The sequence below is a fragment of the Tateyamaria omphalii genome, assembly GCF_019802125.1.
GTDB lineage: Bacteria > Pseudomonadota > Alphaproteobacteria > Rhodobacterales > Rhodobacteraceae > Tateyamaria > Tateyamaria omphalii_B.
Genome location: NZ_JAHVHT010000001.1, coordinates 298,485 through 316,735, shown reverse-complemented (window position 1 = coordinate 316,735; position 18,251 = coordinate 298,485). Strand labels below are relative to the sequence as shown.

Genomic DNA, 18,251 nt, shown 5'->3' with positions numbered 1-18,251 from the left:
TGCAGAATGGTGGTAGCGTCGCCGCAGTGCAGCATGGTGTCAATTGAAACCCGCGCACCGCCCATTGCCCCGGTGACCGATCTGGCTATAGTGCGCGCTTCCTGAACTAGAGGGCCGCAAGACATGACCCAAACCCCTCCCCCAGTTGGCATTATCATGGGCAGCCAGTCCGACTGGCCCACCATGCGTGAAGCGGCCGAGATGCTGGATGCGCTCGAGGTGCCCTACGAGGCGCGGATCGTGTCGGCACACCGCACACCGGACCGGTTGTGGGACTATGGCAAGACGGCTGTGGACCGGGGTTTGAAGGTGATCATCGCAGGCGCGGGCGGTGCGGCACATTTGCCGGGCATGATGGCGTCAAAGACTCGGGTCCCCGTGATTGGCGTACCGGTGCAAACCAAGGCGCTGAGCGGGGTCGACAGCCTGTACTCCATCCTGCAGATGCCGCGGGGATTTCCTGTGGCGACCATGGCGATTGGCGCAGCAGGTGCCGCGAATGCGGGTCTGATGGCGGCGGGTATTCTGGCTGTTTCGGACGATGCGCTTGCCGCACGGCTTGAGGCATGGCGGGAGGCGTTGTCGGCGTCCATCCCGGAGGTCCCGAGCGATGACTGAACCTCTCGCGCCTGGGGCGACCATCGGCATTCTGGGCGGCGGACAACTCGGCAGGATGTTGTCGGTCGCTGCAAGCCGCCTTGGATTTCGCACTCACATCTTTGATCCGTCCGAGCAGCCCCCGGCGGGTGACGTTGCACATCTGGTGACAACGGCGCCTTACGAAGACAGTGACGCGCTCTTTGCCTTTGCCACCACTGTGGACGTCGTGACTTACGAGTTCGAGAACATTCCGACCCTGACGCTCGATGCGCTGGAAGATCACGCACCGATCCGGCCCGGGCGCGAGGCGTTGCGGGTCAGCCAAGACCGGCTTGTCGAAAAGGAATTCCTGCAAGGGCTAGGCCTGAAGACCGCGCCCTTTGCTGACGTGCCGGATATGGCCGCGCTCGCAACCGCCCTGCCCCAGATCAGCACGCCTGCGATCTTGAAAACCCGGCGCTTCGGCTATGACGGCAAGGGGCAGGCGCGGATCATGGAGCCGACCGGGGCCGAGGCCGCACTGGCCGAAATGCAGGGCGCACCCGCGATCCTCGAAGGGTTTGTGGACTTCAGCCACGAGGTGTCGGTCATTGCCGCCCGGGGATTGGACGGTGCTGTCGCCTGCTTCGATCCGGGTGAGAATGTCCACAAGGACGGTATCCTGCACACCACGACAGTTCCGGCGCGCCTGAGCGCAAGCCAACGAACCGATGCTGTGCTGCTGGCTGCCAACATCCTGAATGCGCTGGATTATGTGGGCGTTCTTGGGGTCGAACTGTTCGTCACGCCGCAGGGGCTGATCGTGAACGAGATTGCGCCGCGCGTACATAACTCGGGCCATTGGACTCAGAATGGCTGTGTCGTGGACCAGTTCGAACAGCACATCCGCGCAATTGCGGGCTGGCCGCTGGGTGATGGGAAACGCCACGCCGATGTCGTGATGGAGAACCTGATCGGCGATGATATGGACCGGGTACCGGACCTGGCAAAAGAGCCCGCGACGGCCCTGCATCTGTACGGCAAAGCCGAGGCGCGACCCGGACGCAAAATGGGCCATGTGAACCGGATTGTCGGCTAGGCAGCCGTCACGAACCGCTGCGCGATATCGCCAGCCATGTAACTGACCCGCCCACCCGAGATTGTGGCCGCCACCCGGTCATGATCGTCGAGGATCACCAGATCGGCGCGTTTGCCGGGTTCCAACGAGCCCCGATCCGTCAGCCCCAGGACAGCCGCAGGGCCGGACGATACAAGCGACCAGGCATCCTCCAGGCCCATCAGCCCGCTTTTGGCCAGCATCAACGCCGCGCGCCGCGGCGACGGGTAGTGGTAGTCGGACGCGATGGCGTCGCACAGGCCCATGGCGATGAGGTCCAGCGCAGACACGTTGCCCTTGTGCGATCCGCCCCGCACCACGTTGGGCGAGCCAAGAACCACCAGATCACCGGCGCCATGCGCTGCTTCTGCCGCCTCAAGCGTTTCCGGAAACTCGGCCACATGTGCCCCACGTGCATGCCATTTGGCGCGTTCGTCGGCAGAGGTGTCATCGTGGCTGCCAAGCTGCACGCCTGCTGCGTTCATCTGCGCGCACAAATCGTCAAGCGCCGCTGGCACCTCGTGCCTGCGCGCGTGCATGTCGAGCAGCATCTGGAAATGCAGGTCGGGGTTCCGCCCGGCCTTGAGCGCCTGGCCCGTGAGCCGCGCTGGCTTGCGCCCTTCGGCAAGGCGGTCATGGGGGAGGTGATCGTTGAAAACCACATACGCGACATCCCAGTCAGCGATCCGCTCGGGCAACAGCTCGTAGAGGTCGAGCATGTGGGTTTCGAACCGCAATTGCGGGCGCAGGTCCGTCACCACGTCGCACCGCGTGGCAATCAGCGCGCTAAAAACCTGATCGGCAAAGTGCAGGTCGCGCAGCCCGCCCTCCCAGCTGACGAATTGGGCGAGAACAGCCGTGGTGATGCCGTTGGCCGCAATCTCGGCTTCGGCCGCTGCAATCCCTTCGTTCATCTGTTTCATGGCCCCTCGGCGTGGAGCCATGTGTCGTTCGAAGCCATCACCATGCACGTCAATGATACCCGGCAGGATCCGGTAGCCCGTCAGGTCGACCGCCCGCCCGACAGGGGCGTCCGCGACACGCCCGTCGGCAATGGACAGCGCGGTGATCTCAAGACCGGAGGGCAGCAGGACCTCGGCCCCGGTCAGGTCAATCTCGATCATCGTCATTTCCCGTAAGGCAGTCCCCCTCGGGGCAACCCAGTTGTTCAAGCACCGCATCGACCCAGCGCAGGTCCCGGTCGAAGGCCCCGTTTTCCAAAAAGGTCAGGACCTGTGCAATCACGTTGGGATTGTTCATCATGAAGGTGTGCGTGACAGGCAACACGAGGTGATCTGTCATGCCTGCCACCGGCGTCGAGACGACCGACACCTTGCCGTCGTCCCGCCCCGGCAGCAGGGACGAAAAATAGGGGTTGAGCGACTGCTCCCCTGCGATGATCCCGACCGGGTACGTCACACCCGGCAGGCTGCGCGGAAGGCTGGCAGGGCCGGTGCCAAGCTGACGGCCTGCGGGCCCATTGAACCAGCCGAACGCTTCGAGGTCGCCCAGTTCGTCCACAACCTCGCTACCGCGGTTGGGTGGCGCAAGCATCACCGTGCGCCCCAGATTGTCAGGCACCCTTGTGTGGGCAAACCAGTAGCGCACAAGGATACCGCCCATGGAGTGCGTCACGAAATGTACGGTATCGTCTCCGCAAGCGTCCATCGCGCGGGGCATCACATCAAGTGCCAGCGTTTCCACAGTCTCGGTCGTAGAGGGGTAGCCCGGCCGCACAACCCGGTAGCCATCCGTCAGAAGCGCCTGCTCCAGCACAAGAAGCGACGCCTCGGTCCGCGCGAGCCCGTGCAGCAGCACGACGCAATCGGCGCGGGCCATGCCGGCGATCAGCAGGAGGACAAGGGCAGCAATCAATTTCATACCCTTGAGATAGCTTTCCGTGCGGCGCTATGGAATGGTAACGCTTCGTCTTTCACTGAAAGGTGTGATCATGCGCCCGAAGTCCCCCCGCATCGCCGTGCGCGCCGTCATTGTCGAAAATGAGCGCCTGTTGATGGTCAACGCCTGGCATACGGCCAAGAGTGACCTGATGTGCGCCCCGGGCGGCGGGGCCGAGGTGGGCAGCAGCCTGCCCGCGAACCTTGCGCGCGAAGTTTACGAGGAAACGGGGCTGACCATCGAGGTCGGCGCGCCCTGCCTTGTGAACGAGTACCACGACGCCCCCAGCCAGTTTCACCAGGTCGAGGTGTTCTTTCGCTGTACCGTTGTGCCGGGCACCTTGCGCCCCGAAGTATGGCATGATGCGGAGGCGGTGGTGACCGAGCGTCGGTGGCTGACGGCAGACGAGTTGGCAGGCGTGCCGCACAAGCCAGACAGTCTGGGTGCCGTGGCCTTTGGTGCGGAGGGTGTCAGCTACGACCCTCTTGAGCCTTTGATGCGGTAACGGCCACGGCGATCCCGCCGACGACAAGCGCGGCAGAGAGTGCGAGCGAAAGCGACAGCGCCTCGCCCAAAAGCAGCGCGCCCCCGGCGATTGCAATGATGGGCACGCTCAGTTGCACAACAGCCGCCGTTTGACCTGCCAACCGCGGCAGGATGCTGTACCAAAGCGCGTAGCCGAGGCCGGACGTCACAGCGCCCGATAGGATGGCCAAGGCAATCCCCGACGGCGCGGCGTGCAGCCCGGTGCCGAAAAGCAGGACGCCAAGGATCGGCAACGTCCAAATGAAATTGGCCGCGGTTGCCGCCAGGGGATCCTTGGCCCCTTTGCCGGCCAGCGTATATGCCGCCCAGCCGAGCCCCGCGACAACCATCAGCGCCGCGCCCGCGATGTCCCCACCGCCGTTGTCATCCGGCCAGAGCGCGATCAAAAGACCTGCAAACGCGATTGCAGCCCCAAGCATTTGGCGCGCGGTCGGATGTCCGCCGCGCAACGCGGACCAGCCGAACATTGCAACCTGTACGGTCCCGAACAGGATCAGCGCACCAAGCCCGGCATCGAGTGTCACATAAGCCAACGAGAAACCGACCATGTAGGCCGCAAGGCTGGTCGCACCCACCACCCTGTCACGCTGCCACAACGGCAGCCCGCCACCCCGCACCGTCAGGATCATGCCCAAGGCCACCGCCCCCGCCAGCACCCGGATCATGGCAAAGCTCGATGGATCTATGCCGCCGCCGTCCACCGCCATACGGTTCAAAACAGAGTTGGCCGCAAAGGCTATCATGGTGAGGCAGGTAAGCAGGATCAGACGCATTTCTGTCCCTTACCCCGCCACCCGCGCAGGGCCAAGCACCTGGTTGAACCCAGACATGATACGCCATATGGTTACCATGCTAACCATATGGAGCCCCCCCATGCCGGAACTGAGTATCTTCGCCACCATCCGCCCCAAACCGCAGTACCGTGCAGAGGCGCTTGCCGCGATCAAGAGCGTTCTCGACGTCACGCGGTCCGAACCGGGCTGCCGCCGCTTCGAACTGAATGTAGACGCAGGTGAGGACGACGCGCTGTATCTGGTCGAACATTGGGCCGACGATGCAGCGCTCGAGGCGCACTACGCGCAAGACTACATTCGCGACGTATTTGCCGCCTACGAGACATGGCTGGCCGAACCTGTCCAGATCGTGCGGATGCGACGCGCGGCCTGATGTTCTTCCTCAAGGACCTGCCGAGCGAAGACATGATCGCAGGTGTGACCGTCAATGTGCCCGAAGTGTCGTCGCCGCGCGTCTTGTCCGTGCTGACCAAACTGCGCGCGGCAAGTGTACTGTTGCGCGATGTGGAGGCTTATCTGCGCGGACATGGTCTGTCTCAGACACAGTTCCTGGCCTTGATGATGATCATGCGGGAACCGGAGCGCAGCAGCCTGTCGGCGGTCGAGATCGCGGCGCGCCTCGATGTCTCGAAGCCTGTGCTGAGCAAGGCCTTGGCCAGCCTGGCCGACAAGGGACTTATTGCACCAGCCGCCTCACAACCCGCTGACCGACGTCAGAAACAATTGTCTCTCACCCCGGAAGGTGAGCAGCGGTTTGCAGACGTCCTGCCCGGCTATTTCAGTATCTTACATGACGCCGATCTATAGGCCCTAGCGGTGTGGGATACCCAGGTTTCCTACCGCAACCGCCTCTGACAGCCCGTCCATGAACCTGCGGACGTCCGCCAGCGATGTGAGATGATATTTCGTTTTATCCGCAGGCGCGCCATCATAGAGCGCACGCATCTTGGCGCGGCTCGTGTTCCGGGTCCGCCAGATATAGGACAGAAACTCCGCGCTGAACTGCTCCGGGCATCCTTCGGGCAGGTCCGGTCGCGGCTTCCCGTAGAATTTGATCGTGCGCCACAGAACGCGGCGCAATCGCAGCCCAATCGGCATGTCCAGCCAGATCAGCGTGTCGGCGCGGTCGAGGCGCTGGGGCCATGTCCGGCTGTGCCCGCCTTCGAAAATCCAGGTCGGGCGGGCGATGACATCCAGCGTCATCTTGGACTTTTCGGCGGAGTCGCGTTCAATCCAACCGGATTTCCAGTGGATCAGATCGATATGAACGACCGGCAGAAAGGTCTTGTCGCCCAGATGCCGCGCAAGGGTCGATTTGCCCGATCCGGGCTGTCCGATGATCATCACGCGCTTCATCGGTGCACCGTGGGGAAAAAGCAGGACGGCCAAGCGCGCAGTATTGGCTTGGCGGACGGGTGCGTGGTTTCGGCTGGATCAAAGTGCGGCTCGAACACTCTAAAATCTCTCTCTGCTGCGGCATTGAAACATGCCGGTCTGAAACAGGTGCAGCGCGCCGAAAGTCATCCCGGCGCGCTGCTCATCTTGCTTTTAGGCTGCAAGCGTCTGTCGCTGACGCAACGCCCGGTAGAGGCCGTCTTTGCGCGCCATCAATTCAGTCGGCGTACCGTCCTCCACGATCCGGCCCTGATCGAAAACAAGGATCCGGTCCATCCGCTCGACGGTGGCAAGACGGTGGGCAATGACCAGCGTCGTGCGCCCCTCCATCAGTCGTTCGGCGGCCTCGGCCACCCGCGCCTCGGCTTCGGAGTCGAGAGACGAGGTCGCCTCGTCCATCACCAGCACCGGCGCATCCGACAGAAAAGCCCTTGCAATCGCGACGCGCTGACGCTCACCGCCTGACAGCTTGACGCCCCGTTCGCCCACTTCGGTGCCGTACCCTTTCGGCAGCGTCGAGATAAACCCGGCCGCACCGGCCCGTTCTGCCGCTTCCCTCACTTCGGACGGCGTGGCGCCGGGACGGGCATAGGCGATGTTTTCGGCCAGCGAGCGGTGGAACAGCACCGGCTCCTGCGGGACAAGCGCGATGTGGCGGCGCAGCTCGTTGAGCGGCACCCGCGCGATGTTCACGTCGCCCAGCGTGATGGCACCCTCTGTCACCTCGTGGATCCGCTGGATCAGCTTGACAAACGTCGTCTTGCCCGAGCCAGACCGACCGACAAGCCCAACCTTCTGCCCGGCGGGGATCGAGACGTTCAGGTCCACAAAGAGCGGTGTCGCCGCCCCTGCATAGCCGTAGGTGACGTTGTCGAAGGCGAGCGCAGCGGCGCGTGCGGGCAAGGCTTGCGCCGGTTGGTGCACGACCTCCTGTTCCGGCGTTGTCGCCATCAGGTCCACCAGCTCTTCGGCATCGTTGATCGACTTTTGCAGCGTGCGGACATGGTTGCCCATCTGGCGCAGGTAGCCATCCATCATACCAAGAGCGGAGACGACGAAGGCGATCTCGCCCGCGCCAGCCGCACCCTGGACAAAGGCCAGAAGCGCGCCACCCAGCACGGCTGCCCGAAGACACCAGAGCGAGCTGTCCTGTACCAAGCCGGACCACGTCCCACGGCGCCATGTGCGCCGTGTGCGATGCGCCCATTTCGACAGGACCTGACCAAGCCGCGTGTCCTCGCGCGCCTCGCCTGCATGGGCGCGCACGACTGGATTCGACGTGATCGCATCGGCCAGCGCGCCCGAGACACGGCTATCCTGTGCATTTGACAGCCGTGCAGCTGGTGCCACCCAAGTGAGTGTAAGGGTCAGGGACAGGCCCAGGAACAGGGCTGCGCCAAGGGCAGCAACCAAACCAATATCCCAGCGAAATGCAGCCAATGTCCCGATGGTACCCAGCAACACGAGCGTCGACGGCAAAAGCGCCAGGAGCAGCACGTCAGCCATGTCATCCAACGCCCAAGCACCACGCGTGATCTGCCGCACGGTCGAGCCTGCAAAGGCATTTGCATGCCAGTCGGCTGGCAGCCGTTGCACGCGCGCAAACGCCTCCTGTTCCGCCGTGCGCATGGTCGGGACGGTCAGGGCGATGATTGAAAAGTAGCTGAGGATCTTGCCGCCAATCGACACGACACCCAGGCCCAACAGTGTGCCGAATGACATCCAGGGCGACGCCCCTTCCGAGACCGCGGCAACCAGGCGACCCGTGATCACTGGAATGGTGACATCTGCCGCCGTGGACAGCAGTACAAGCGCCAGGATCGCAGCAACAAGGCCAGGGCGCCGGCCCCAGAGACGAATTGCGAAGGAAAGAACGCGCACAATGGCGCCATTGGAAGACAACAGGGGCATGAAATGATCACGGGACAAAAGCCCGTGCCTCGGATGCAATAGAAGGATGTCCGGTGTTGGACGAAGCGACTGACGTTAAAGGCGAAAACGGCCTTGTTAGGTCAGGATGGTACTCGTGTGTGAGCGCCTGCTAGGAGGGTATTGGTATCAAAAATCATCGTTGCCCTCCTTGCTTGTGAGTTTCGCTGTGCGTTTCGTACGGCGGCCGTCACGACCAAGTCAAGCACTGTCAAAAGAGCCAAATTACTGGCGGCGGATTTTCGCTCAACCATAGCGGGAAACGTAAAGCAGTCCCGGAATGACAAGCGGCAGGTGTACTTGCCCATCGGTGTCGCAAAAACAAAAAAGGGCCGCCCGATGGGCAGCCCTTTGTCATCTTTTGCGGATCGGCTGAATGCCGTCCGGGCTGGCTTACATCATGCCGCCCATGCCGCCCATGTCGGGCATTGCGGGCGCGCCACCGGCACCTTCCTTGGCGGGTTTGTCGGCCACCATGGCTTCGGTGGTGATCAGCAGCGAGGCAACCGAAGCTGCGTCTTGCAGAGCGGTCCGAACCACTTTGGCAGGGTCGATCACACCGAACGCGAACATGTCGCCATACTCTTCTGTCTGCGCGTTGAAGCCAAAGGTCAGGTCGTCGCTTTCGCGGATCTTGCCCGCCACGACGGCACCGTCGACACCGGCGTTCTCGGCGATCTGACGCAGGGGTGCTTCGATGGCACGGCGCACCAGCGAGATACCGACGTTCTGGTCGTTGTTGGCACCTGTCAGACCTTCAAGCGACTTGGCCGCCTGAACCAGCGCAACACCACCGCCCACAACAACACCTTCCTGCACAGCAGCGCGTGTCGCGTTCAGGGCGTCATCGACGCGGTCCTTGCGCTCTTTCACTTCGACTTCGGTCATGCCGCCAACGCGGATCACGGCAACACCGCCTGCCAGTTTGGCAACACGCTCTTGCAGCTTCTCACGGTCGTAGTCGGAAGTGGTTTCTTCGATCTGCTGACGGATCTGCGTGACGCGGGCTTCGATTTCCGCCTTCTCGCCATTTCCGTCGATCACGGTGGTCTCGTCCTTGGTGATCTGGATGCGCTTGGCAGTGCCCAGCATGTCCATGGTCACGTTCTCGAGCTTCATGCCGAGGTCTTCGGAGATGACCTGGCCACCGGTCAGGATCGCGATGTCCTGCAGCATGGCTTTGCGGCGGTCACCAAAGCCGGGGGCTTTGACAGCTGCGATCTTCAGGCCGCCGCGCAGCTTGTTCACAACCAGAGTTGCCAGCGCTTCGCCTTCAACGTCTTCCGCGATGATCAGCAGGGGCTTCTGCGACTGGATCACCGACTCGAGCAGCGGAACCATCGGCTGCAGCGACGACAGTTTCTTCTCGTGCAGCAGGATCATGCAGTCTTCGAGCTCGGCGGTCATCTTGTCCGCGTTGGTCACGAAGTAAGGCGACAGGTAGCCTCGGTCGAATTGCATACCTTCGACAACATCGGTTTCTGTTTCCAGACCTTTGTTTTCTTCGACGGTGATGACGCCTTCGTTGCCGACTTTCTGCATCGCGTCTGCGATCTGCTTGCCGATTTCGGCTTCGCCGTTGGCTGAGATGGTGCCGACTTGTGCGACTTCGTCGGAGTCTTTGACTTCGCGGGCTGCACCCTGGATCGCTTCAACGACTTTGGCCGTTGCCATGTCGATGCCGCGTTTGAGGTCCATCGGGTTCATGCCTGCGGCAACCGATTTCATGCCTTCCTTGACGATGGCTTGAGCCAGCACGGTTGCGGTTGTGGTACCGTCACCCGCTTCGTCGTTGGTGCGCTGGGCCACTTCCTTGACCATTTGCGCGCCCATGTTCTCGAACTTGTCTTCCAGTTCGATTTCCTTGGCAACCGACACACCGTCCTTGGTGATGCGGGGTGCGCCAAAGGATTTGTCCAACACCACGTTGCGGCCTTTGGGGCCCAGTGTCACTTTGACGGCGTCAGCCAGAATGTTCACGCCGGTCAGCATGCGCCCGCGGGCATCTGTGTCGAATTTGACGTCCTTAGCCATATTCAATTCTCCTGTGAGAGTTCCGTTCAGAAATCAGAGAAGCAGGGCCGCTTACTCGATGATCCCCATGATGTCGCTTTCTTTCATCATCAACAGCTCTTCGCCGTCGATGGTGACCTCGGTGCCGGACCATTTGCCGAACAGCACCTTGTCGCCGGCTTTCACACCCATCTCGATCAGCTCACCGCTGTCCTTGCGGGCGCCGGGGCCTGCGGAGACGATTTCGCCTTCGCTGGGCTTTTCCTTGGCGCTATCGGGGATGATCAGCCCGCCAGCGGTTTTCTCTTCGCTTTCTGTGCGGCGTACCAGCACGCGGTCATGAAGCGGTTTCAATGCCATCTTTGCAGCTCCTTGAGGCTCAAAGTTTTCTCCCTTGACCCCGTGATCGGGGCCGTTAGCACTCATCGCATGCGAGTGATAACGTTGCGTAGGTAAGGAAGGGGTCGACGTGAGTCAACCGCGTGATGCCGCAAATTTTGCGACAAGCGTGCGACACACCCTTGGAACCGACAACGTCATTTTCTAGCCTGCCGAAAACAAGCGATGAGATGACGATGCAGACCCTTTTGAAACACATGATTTTCGCGGCGGCGCTTCTGGTGCCAGCGGCCGTACAGGCGGCCTGTTCGGGGACGGATGTGCGACCATCTCTGAGTGAAGAGGCCCGCGCGGAGATCGCAGAGCGCACAGCTGCCCTGCCCTATCCCGAAGGCAATCATTGGCGCGCCACCCGCGGGGAGCAAACCATCACACTGGTTGGCACAATGCACCTGCACGATCCCCGCATGAGCGAGATCGTCGCGCGCCTCGCCCCCACCGTGGCATCCGCCGACCTGCTGCTGGTCGAGATCACGGCAGAAGAGGAAGCCGCCCTGCTGAACGCCATCTCGACCGATCCGACAATCGCCTTTCTCACTGACGGGCCCAGCCTGATCGACCGCGTGTCGCCCGAGGTGTGGGACGCGCTGGCAACAGCCGCGCAAAAGCGGGGTGTGCCGCCCTTCATGGCCGCAAAGTACCAGCCGTGGTTCCTGTCTCTGACCCTCGCTATCGCCCCCTGCGCCATGGCCGATCTGCACGCGGGCAAAGTCGGCCTAGACAAGCTGATCATGGCAGAGGCCACGCAGGCCAGCGTGCCGATTGCAGCACTCGAAACACATCGAGAGATGATTGACCTGCTGGCGGCGGATCCGATCGAAGAACAGATCCAGTTCCTGCCGCTGATCGCGCAAATGGAACACACGGTGGATGACGCCACAGCCACCACCGTGGCCGCCTATTTCGAAGAACAGCATGGCGCGCTTCTCGCTTTTTCCCGTGTCTTTACCCGTGATCGGATCGGCCTGCCGTCCGAAGAGTTCGAGGTCCTGTTTGACGAGATGATGGCAATGTTGCTGGACCAGCGGAACATGATGTGGATGGACCGGATTGATCAGCGGGAAGAGCCAAACATCGTGATCGCGGTGGGGGCTGCACATCTGGGCGGTGAGACGGGGCTGCTCAATCAGCTCGAATTGCGCGGGTTCACGCTGGAGCGGCAACCATTCTGACAGACCGTTTCCCGACGCGGGAAACGAATGGAAACTGGCGCAGTTTCCAGCAACAGCGCGCTTGGTTTTCCGCGTCGGAAAACCACCGGGATTTTGCATCAAAATCCGCTACGCGCCCAGAACCTGACCCGACTGCGAAACAGCCTCCGCCCCCTGGGGCGTCAGGCCATACACGCCTTTTTCGACCTTCTCGAACCAGCCATAGTGATCGTCACGCATCATTGTCGTCGCCCGCGCTACGCCCGTTTCGCGCGCGACATCCGCGCCTTTGCTGGCGCCCACTTCGTACAGATACATCGCCAGTTTCAACGCATCCTGCCGGTAGGCCGTGATCAGCCCGACGCGGGTTTGCCCACCGTCATTGGGATCCCCCTGCCGTGCAGCAAACTCCTTGAGCAAGCGGCCTTGTCGCTTGGCATTCTTGCGGGGGCTGTATGGCCCCGGATCGCAATGCACCTGCACAAGACCATCCGACAGCCGCACCGTCATCAGACCCAGGCCCAAGCGGCGGCACAGCCGCGTCATGTCCTTGGCCGCCTTGAGAAACCGTTTCCCCTTGCCACGCTCGACCGCCATGTAGACGTCATCGCTGACGGACAGACGCGCGACACATTGATGCACTAGCGCGAGCGAGAACCCCAGTTTCAATTCCACAATCACAGGTGTCTCGCCGCCGCGCACCGCCACGACATCGGCCGCGCCCACCTCGGATTTCACGACGTACCCCTGCCCTTCGAGGAAGGTCTTGATCGGCGGATAAAGGTCGGTTTCGCGGGTCGTCACGTGGCTGGGTCCAGTTTGGCCCGTGCGAGGAAACCCCCGCACGGACCCTTTGGCAAGCCCTAGCGCCCGCCGGTGCGCCCCGGAAAGCGCGGTGGTCGCCCGCCACGCACCTGGGTGCGCAGGATATGTTCGGGCTTGCGGCTTGCAGCCGGTCGGATCGGCTGACGGGGTTTGGACGTGGTCAGGTTTTTGCCCGGCGTGCGGGCGGGTTTCTTGGATACGGGCATACTGTGCCCCTTCTGTCTGAATTGGATGGGACTGCGCGGCGCGCAGAACGGTCCCCGCGGGTGCGGGTCAGGCAGGCTTGTCCATTGGAAAACACTCCTCTGAAAACGAGCGCCTCTTTCGGCGCGGAACATGTGGGCAATCAGGCCGCGTTGTTCATTTTCAGAGCACTCCTCGGTTCGTGTCTCGCCAACATACACCGGATCGGCAGGCGCGACAATTGCACTCTGACCCGCCCCCCGTGACACCATGGGAAAGGTTGCTATAAGGGCGCCGAAACATCCCCTCCCCCCGAAGGACGCATACTCATGAGCACTCTTGTTTTTGGCCATAAATCACCCGACACCGACTCCACCGGATCGCCCATCATCTGGGCCTGGTACCTGAACGAGATCAAAGGGGTCGCAGCCGAGCCGGTGCTGCTGGGCGAGCCCAACACCGAAGCCGCCTTTGTTCTGGAAAAGTGGGACCTGCCCAAGCCGCGCATTATCGATGGCGTGGACGCCGATCAGACGGTGGTGATCGTTGACACTAACAACCCTGCCGAGCTGCCCGATGCCATCAACGATGCAGACATCACTGCCATCATCGACCACCACAAGCTGGTGGGCGGGCTGGAAACCAAGGGTCCCATCGACATCCGGATCGAGCCACTGGCGTGCACAGCTACCATCATGTGGAAGATGATCGGCAAGGACATGGCGCAGATGCCAACGGGTGTGAAAGGCGCGATGCTGTCCTGCATCCTGTCCGACACACTGGAATTCCGCTCGCCCACCACGACGCAGGAGGACAAGGCGATTGCACATGATCTGGCGAAGGATCTGGGCGTTGACCTGACCGCCTACGCCTCCGAGATGTTCGAGGCGAAATCGGATGTTTCAGCCTTCTCCGATGCCGAACTTCTGCGCATGGACAGCAAGGAATACGCCGTTGACGGTACCCAGTTCCGCGTTTCGGTTCTGGAGACCACTGCGCCCAAGCTGGTGCTGGACCGCAAGGACAGCCTGATGGCGTCCATGGTCGACGTCGCCAAGGAAGACGGCGCAGACGAGGTTCTGCTCTTCGTGGTCGACATCCTGAACGAGGAGGCGACCATGCTGATCCCCAACGACCGGGTGAAGGGCGTGGCAGAAAAGAGCTTTGACGCGACCGTATCCGGCGACACCGTGGTCCTGCCGGGTATCATGAGCCGCAAAAAGCAGATCATTCCGAACCTCAAGGTCTGAGGCGGGGCGGCGGACACCTCCGCCTTACAGTTCAGGAGACGAGACAAGGGCGGACCAGTGGTCCGCCTTACGTTTTTGTGCAAGCCTTCCAGGCAGAGAGTGCACCAGGTGCACAATCAAGACAGAGAAAGACGGCCGGATCGGCCGTATCATCCTGAACCGCCCCGAGGTGATGAACGCCATCGACGACGACCTGCCGCGCGAATTGCAAGCGGCGGTCGAGGCATTCGATGCAGACCAGGACATGCATGTCATGATCCTGTCCGGTGCCGGAACTGCGTTCTGTGCGGGCTACGATCTGACCCACTACGCACAGGACCCACACAACGCGCTGACGCAGGACATGCCCTGGGATCCGATGAAGGACTACCAGTTCATGTGGGCCAATACCCGGTGCTTCATGTCGCTGTTTCGCGCCATGAAACCGGTGATCGCCAAGGTACATGGATATGCGGTCGCGGGCGGGTCGGACATCGCGCTTTGCTGCGACATGGTGGTGATGGAGGACACCGCACAAATCGGCTACATGCCCGCCCGCGTATGGGGCTGCCCGACCACGGCCATGTGGGTCTACCGCTTGGGGCCGGAACGGGCCAAGCGGATGTTGCTGACCGGTGACAAGATCACCGGGACCGAAGCGGCGGATATGGGGCTTGTCCTGAAAGCCGTGCCTGCCGACGCGCTTGATGCGGAGGTAGAGGCGCTGGCAGCGCGCATGGCCTCTGTCCCCATCAACCAGCTTGCCATGAACAAGATGGTCATCAACCAGACGCTGGAAGCAACGATCACCCAGACCCAGCGCCTCGCCACCGTATTCGACGGGATCACGCGACACTCACCCGAGGGGCTGAATTTCAAAGCCCGTTCCGAGACGGTCGGCTGGAAACAGGCGGTGAAAGAGCGGGACGCGGGCCTATATGACTGGACGCGGGATCATCCGCTGAATGACCCGGACCGACGCGCCGACTAGCTCTTTCGCCCTTGCGATAGCTGTGGCACACCCCGGTTGACTGAATTTCGCCGGAGGCATCATGGCCCAGATCATTACTTCCCTGTCCGAGATTTCGGATCGCTATGACGCACTGTTCGTGGACCTGTGGGGGTGCGTGCACAACGGGGTCAAGGCGCTGCCCGAGGCCGTTGCAGCCTTGCAGGACTACCGCGCCAAGGGCGGCAAGGTGGTGCTGGTCACCAACTCGCCGCGCCCTCGTGCCGGCGTGCAGAAGCAGCTGGTGCATTTCGGGGTGCCGGACGATGCATGGGACACGATTGCCACGTCTGGCGACAGTGCGCGTGCTGCAATGTTCCGAGGCATCGTGGGCTCGAAGGTCTATTTCATTGGGCAACCGGGAGAAGAGAAGTTCTTTCAACCCATCGGCGTGATCAAGGACCCTGTCGAGATCGAGATGGTTGATCTGAAAGACGCCGAGGGCATTGTGTGCACCGGCCCACGCGATCCGATGGCAGACCCGGACGTGATGCGGCCCGAGTTTCTGATGGCCAAGCAGTTGGGCTTGAAGCTTCTTTGTGCGAATCCGGACATCGTCGTGGACCGGGGCGACGTGCGCGAGTGGTGTGCGGGGGCGCTGGCGAAGCTCTATACCGAAATGGGGGGCGAGAGCCTCTACTTCGGCAAGCCGCATCCGCCGATCTACGATCTGGCGCGGCGGCGCCTGGCGGAGCTGGGCGTGGACGTACCGGACAGCGGGATTCTGGCGATTGGAGACGGGGTCCTCACGGACATTGCGGGTGCGATGGGCGAGGATATCGATTCCCTGTTCATTTCGGGCGGTTTGGCGGCCGCGGAAACCAAAACGTCGCACCAACCCGACCCGGATGCGCTAAGTGCTTATCTTGAAAAGGAAACCTCTGCGCCGACTTTCGCCATAGGGCATCTCCGCTGACCTACTTTTGACTTGCTTTTCTGCGCGCGCAAAGTAATTAGATTGCGTATAGGCCGGGCAAGCGGTCATATAGTTACCGGAGCTGATCCATGTTGGACAACCTGCCACGCGGCACGATCTGCATCGAAGACATCGAGATGGGCATGTCCCGTCACCTGCGCAAAGTGGTGACGGACGAGGACATCGAGATGTTTGCCCAGATCTCCACCGACCGGAACCCGGTCCATCTGGACGACGACTATGCGCAAGACACGATCTTTCAGGGTCGTATCGCGCATGGGATGCTGACTGCGGGTCTGATCTCTGCCGTGATTGGTGAGCAGCTGCCAGGGCACGGCACGGTCTATATGGGACAATCGTTAAAATTTCTTGCACCCGTGCGTCCGGGCGACATGGTCTATGCCGAGGTGAAGGTGATCGACATCGATTTTGCCAAGCGCCGGGTGAAGCTGGATTGCCACTGCGCCGTGGACGGCAAGAAGGTTTTGATCGGTGAGGCGACTGTGCTGGCGCCGTCGCGGAAGTTCGACTAACACCTTGTAATTGCTGACGGGCTCAGGGGCGCTGCCCCTCGCCCTGCGGCCTCACCCCGTAGTATTTTCAGTCAGAAGAAACGGGCGCTTGCCCTTGTTTGGTCGCTTGGCTAGGCAGGGGTCATGAAGATTATCCGGGACTATCAGTTTGTTGACGCGGACGATCGCGGTGCGAGCGTGGCCATCGGCAATTTCGATGGTGTGCACTTGGGCCATCGGTCCGTCATAGAACTGGCGCAGAGTGCGGCGCCGGATGCGCCGTTGGGGGTGCTGACCTTCGAGCCACATCCACGAGAGTACTTTGCCCCCGACGCGCCGCCCTTTCGACTGATGAGCCAGGCCGCGCGGGCGAGCCGGCTGGAGAAGATGGGGCTGCGCTATCTCTTTGAATTGCCTTTTCATTCCGGGCTTGCCGGGTTGGAACCTGAAGAGTTTGCGCGGGATGTGATCTGCGATGGTTTGGGCCTGAGCCACGTGGTTGTGGGGGCTGATTTCTGCTTTGGGCGGAAGCGGGCCGGGACGGCAGAGCATCTGGTGCGCTACGGGGCAGAGATGGGGTTTGACGTGACCATTGCGCCGTTGTTGGAGCACGGTGAAAACACCGTGTCCTCGACCGCGATCCGGCAGGCGCTGAGTAACGGGCGGCCACAAGATGCTGCGGAAATGCTGGGGCACTGGCACAGGATAGAGGGGCCTGTCATCGGTGGGGAGCAGCGGGGGCGGACCCTTGGCTACCCCACCGCGAACATGTCGATTGATGGTCTGCATCCCCCTGCCTTTGGGGTGTATGCGGTGCTGTTTGACGTGCTGGAAGGGCCGCATCAGGGCGCTTATCACGGTGTCGCGTCCTTGGGGGTGCGGCCCATGTTTGGGGAAAACAAACCCAACCTTGAGACTTATGTCTTTGATTTCTCGGGTGATTTATATGGCGCGCCTGTGTCCGTTGCGCTGGTGGCGCATTTGCGGGGGGAAGTGAAATTTGATGGCGTTGACACACTGATCACACAGATGGATGCGGACAGTGCGCAGGCGCGTGAGATCCTGGCCGCGCTATGAGTGATCCGATTGACCGCGACGGGCTAAGCCCCCGTTTTTGGGAGAAAAAACCGATCACCAAGCTGACCCGCAAGGAGTGGGAAGCGTTGTGTGACGGGTGCGGAAAATGCTGTTTGAACAAGCTGGAAGATGAGGACTCTGGTGAGGTTGCGCTGACGCGGGTGGCGTGTCGGTTGCTGGATGATGAGACGTGCCGGTGCGGGCAGTACGATGTTCGGCATCAATTTGTGCCGGATTGCATCGTTTTGAAGCCGTCGAACATTGCGGAACATCTATACTGGATCCCGCAGACCTGCGCCTATCGCCTTGTTTATGAAGGAAAACCCTTGTTCGACTGGCATCCGCTGATTTCCGGCACGGCAGAGACGGTTCATGCGGCGGGCGTGTCTATGCAGGGGCGGACCGTGAGCGAATTTGATGTGGCGGATGACGATTGGGAAGACCACATCATTGATGAGCCGACCTGAGCACCGTACGCCCTGTTAACCTGGGATTTGGACGGCGAGATCGCGGTGCTGTGCGATACCTTTTTCTGGAAACTGCGAACTTTGGGGCCGAAACTGCGTGTTTTTAGGCGCCCGATCCGGGCCCTTTTCGGGGTCGTTTTGGCAAACTGCACATTTTGACGTGAAAACTGCGTGTTTTGCCAAAGCTCTTAACAAGCCGTTGATAAAATTG

The 18,251-nt window shown here is 61.6% G+C and carries 21 protein-coding genes; 12 read left to right on the top strand and 9 right to left on the bottom strand.

Features of this window, described 5'->3' with window-relative positions:
• The first annotated feature begins 123 nt into the window (after positions 1-123).
• Entirely contained in the window at positions 124-618 is a 495-nt protein-coding gene (purE, locus tag KUV51_RS01610) for a 5-(carboxyamino)imidazole ribonucleotide mutase (protein ID WP_222519874.1), read from the top strand.
• Positions 611-1,678, top strand: coding sequence for a 5-(carboxyamino)imidazole ribonucleotide synthase (locus KUV51_RS01605; RefSeq protein ID WP_222519873.1), 1,068 nt, complete (start codon positions 611-613; stop codon positions 1,676-1,678). Before purE ends, KUV51_RS01605 begins: the two co-directional genes overlap by 8 nt.
• On the opposite strand, the gene KUV51_RS01600 is transcribed toward KUV51_RS01605, so the two are convergent.
• Together KUV51_RS01600 and KUV51_RS01595 are read right to left on the bottom strand one after the other, a co-directional pair.
• Positions 1,675-2,826 carry an alpha-D-ribose 1-methylphosphonate 5-triphosphate diphosphatase gene (locus KUV51_RS01600; protein ID WP_222519872.1) on the bottom strand — a complete coding sequence of 384 codons (1,152 nt, stop codon included), beginning with the start codon at positions 2,824-2,826 and terminating at the stop codon, positions 1,675-1,677. The genes KUV51_RS01605 and KUV51_RS01600 overlap by 4 nt on opposite strands.
• Entirely contained in the window at positions 2,807-3,577 is a 771-nt protein-coding gene (locus KUV51_RS01595; protein ID WP_222519871.1) for an alpha/beta fold hydrolase, read from the bottom strand. Before KUV51_RS01595 ends, KUV51_RS01600 begins: the two co-directional genes overlap by 20 nt.
• Positions 3,578-3,647: 70 nt before the next feature.
• On the opposite strand from KUV51_RS01595, the gene KUV51_RS01590 reads away from it, so the two are divergent.
• On the top strand, positions 3,648-4,100 hold the full coding sequence (locus KUV51_RS01590; protein ID WP_222519870.1) for an NUDIX domain-containing protein: 453 nt from the start codon (positions 3,648-3,650) through the stop codon (positions 4,098-4,100).
• On the opposite strand, the gene KUV51_RS01585 is transcribed toward KUV51_RS01590, so the two are convergent.
• Positions 4,066-4,914, bottom strand: coding sequence for a DMT family transporter (locus KUV51_RS01585; RefSeq protein ID WP_222519869.1), 849 nt, complete (start codon positions 4,912-4,914; stop codon positions 4,066-4,068). The genes KUV51_RS01590 and KUV51_RS01585 overlap by 35 nt on opposite strands.
• A 100-nt stretch (positions 4,915-5,014) precedes the next feature.
• Here KUV51_RS01585 and KUV51_RS01580 point away from each other — a divergent pair, with 100 nt between their 5' ends.
• Together KUV51_RS01580 and KUV51_RS01575 are read left to right on the top strand one after the other, a co-directional pair.
• Positions 5,015-5,308, top strand: a complete 294-nt coding sequence (locus KUV51_RS01580) for a putative quinol monooxygenase (RefSeq protein ID WP_222519868.1) — start codon at positions 5,015-5,017, stop codon at positions 5,306-5,308.
• Positions 5,308-5,742: a MarR family winged helix-turn-helix transcriptional regulator gene (locus tag KUV51_RS01575; RefSeq protein ID WP_222519867.1), complete on the top strand. Its 435-nt coding sequence runs from the start codon at positions 5,308-5,310 to the stop codon at positions 5,740-5,742. Before KUV51_RS01580 ends, KUV51_RS01575 begins: the two co-directional genes overlap by 1 nt.
• A gap of 3 nt (positions 5,743-5,745) precedes the next feature.
• Here the strand turns inward: KUV51_RS01575 and KUV51_RS01570 are convergent, their stop codons facing one another.
• The 4 genes from KUV51_RS01570 to KUV51_RS01555 all read right to left on the bottom strand — a co-directional run bounded on the left by KUV51_RS01570 (position 5,746) and on the right by KUV51_RS01555 (position 10,632).
• Entirely contained in the window at positions 5,746-6,291 is a 546-nt protein-coding gene (locus KUV51_RS01570) for an AAA family ATPase (protein WP_222519866.1), read from the bottom strand.
• A 192-nt stretch (positions 6,292-6,483) separates the two neighbouring features.
• Positions 6,484-8,241, bottom strand: a complete 1,758-nt coding sequence (locus tag KUV51_RS01565) for an ABC transporter ATP-binding protein (RefSeq protein ID WP_222519865.1) — start codon at positions 8,239-8,241, stop codon at positions 6,484-6,486.
• 411 nt (positions 8,242-8,652) lie between these two features.
• Positions 8,653-10,293 (bottom strand): chaperonin GroEL, encoded by a 1,641-nt coding sequence (gene groL / locus KUV51_RS01560; protein ID WP_222519864.1) that lies wholly within the window; start codon positions 10,291-10,293, stop codon positions 8,653-8,655.
• Positions 10,294-10,344: 51 nt separating this feature from the next.
• Positions 10,345-10,632 carry a co-chaperone GroES gene (locus KUV51_RS01555; protein ID WP_147109029.1) on the bottom strand — a complete coding sequence of 96 codons (288 nt, stop codon included), beginning with the start codon at positions 10,630-10,632 and terminating at the stop codon, positions 10,345-10,347.
• Between the two features lie 209 nt (positions 10,633-10,841).
• Between KUV51_RS01555 and KUV51_RS01550 the strand changes: the two genes are divergently transcribed.
• Positions 10,842-11,843: a TraB/GumN family protein gene (locus KUV51_RS01550; protein ID WP_222519863.1), complete on the top strand. Its 1,002-nt coding sequence runs from the start codon at positions 10,842-10,844 to the stop codon at positions 11,841-11,843.
• 108 nt (positions 11,844-11,951) lie between these two features.
• Here KUV51_RS01550 and KUV51_RS01545 read toward each other — a convergent pair whose 3' ends face one another.
• Positions 11,952-12,626, bottom strand: a complete 675-nt coding sequence (locus tag KUV51_RS01545; protein WP_222519862.1) for a DUF2161 domain-containing phosphodiesterase — start codon at positions 12,624-12,626, stop codon at positions 11,952-11,954.
• Positions 12,627-12,685: 59 nt separating this feature from the next.
• A complete protein-coding gene (locus tag KUV51_RS01540) occupies positions 12,686-12,853 on the bottom strand; it encodes a hypothetical protein (protein WP_222519861.1) in 168 nt (55 codons plus the stop codon).
• 306 nt (positions 12,854-13,159) lie between these two features.
• Here KUV51_RS01540 and KUV51_RS01535 point away from each other — a divergent pair, with 306 nt between their 5' ends.
• The 6 genes from KUV51_RS01535 to KUV51_RS01510 all read left to right on the top strand — a co-directional run bounded on the left by KUV51_RS01535 (position 13,160) and on the right by KUV51_RS01510 (position 18,040).
• Positions 13,160-14,080, top strand: coding sequence for a manganese-dependent inorganic pyrophosphatase (locus KUV51_RS01535; protein WP_222519860.1), 921 nt, complete (start codon positions 13,160-13,162; stop codon positions 14,078-14,080).
• Between the two features lie 115 nt (positions 14,081-14,195).
• Positions 14,196-15,050, top strand: a complete 855-nt coding sequence (locus KUV51_RS01530; protein WP_222521201.1) for a crotonase/enoyl-CoA hydratase family protein — start codon at positions 14,196-14,198, stop codon at positions 15,048-15,050.
• Positions 15,051-15,111: 61 nt separating this feature from the next.
• Positions 15,112-15,984 (top strand): TIGR01459 family HAD-type hydrolase, encoded by an 873-nt coding sequence (locus KUV51_RS01525; protein WP_222519859.1) that lies wholly within the window; start codon positions 15,112-15,114, stop codon positions 15,982-15,984.
• A gap of 89 nt (positions 15,985-16,073) precedes the next feature.
• Positions 16,074-16,517 (top strand): MaoC family dehydratase, encoded by a 444-nt coding sequence (locus tag KUV51_RS01520; RefSeq protein WP_222519858.1) that lies wholly within the window; start codon positions 16,074-16,076, stop codon positions 16,515-16,517.
• Between the two features lie 123 nt (positions 16,518-16,640).
• Positions 16,641-17,573, top strand: a complete 933-nt coding sequence (locus KUV51_RS01515) for a bifunctional riboflavin kinase/FAD synthetase (RefSeq protein ID WP_222519857.1) — start codon at positions 16,641-16,643, stop codon at positions 17,571-17,573.
• A complete protein-coding gene (locus KUV51_RS01510; RefSeq protein ID WP_222519856.1) occupies positions 17,570-18,040 on the top strand; it encodes a YcgN family cysteine cluster protein in 471 nt (156 codons plus the stop codon). The genes KUV51_RS01515 and KUV51_RS01510 overlap by 4 nt, the downstream gene beginning before the upstream one ends.
• Positions 18,041-18,251 lie beyond the last annotated feature (211 nt).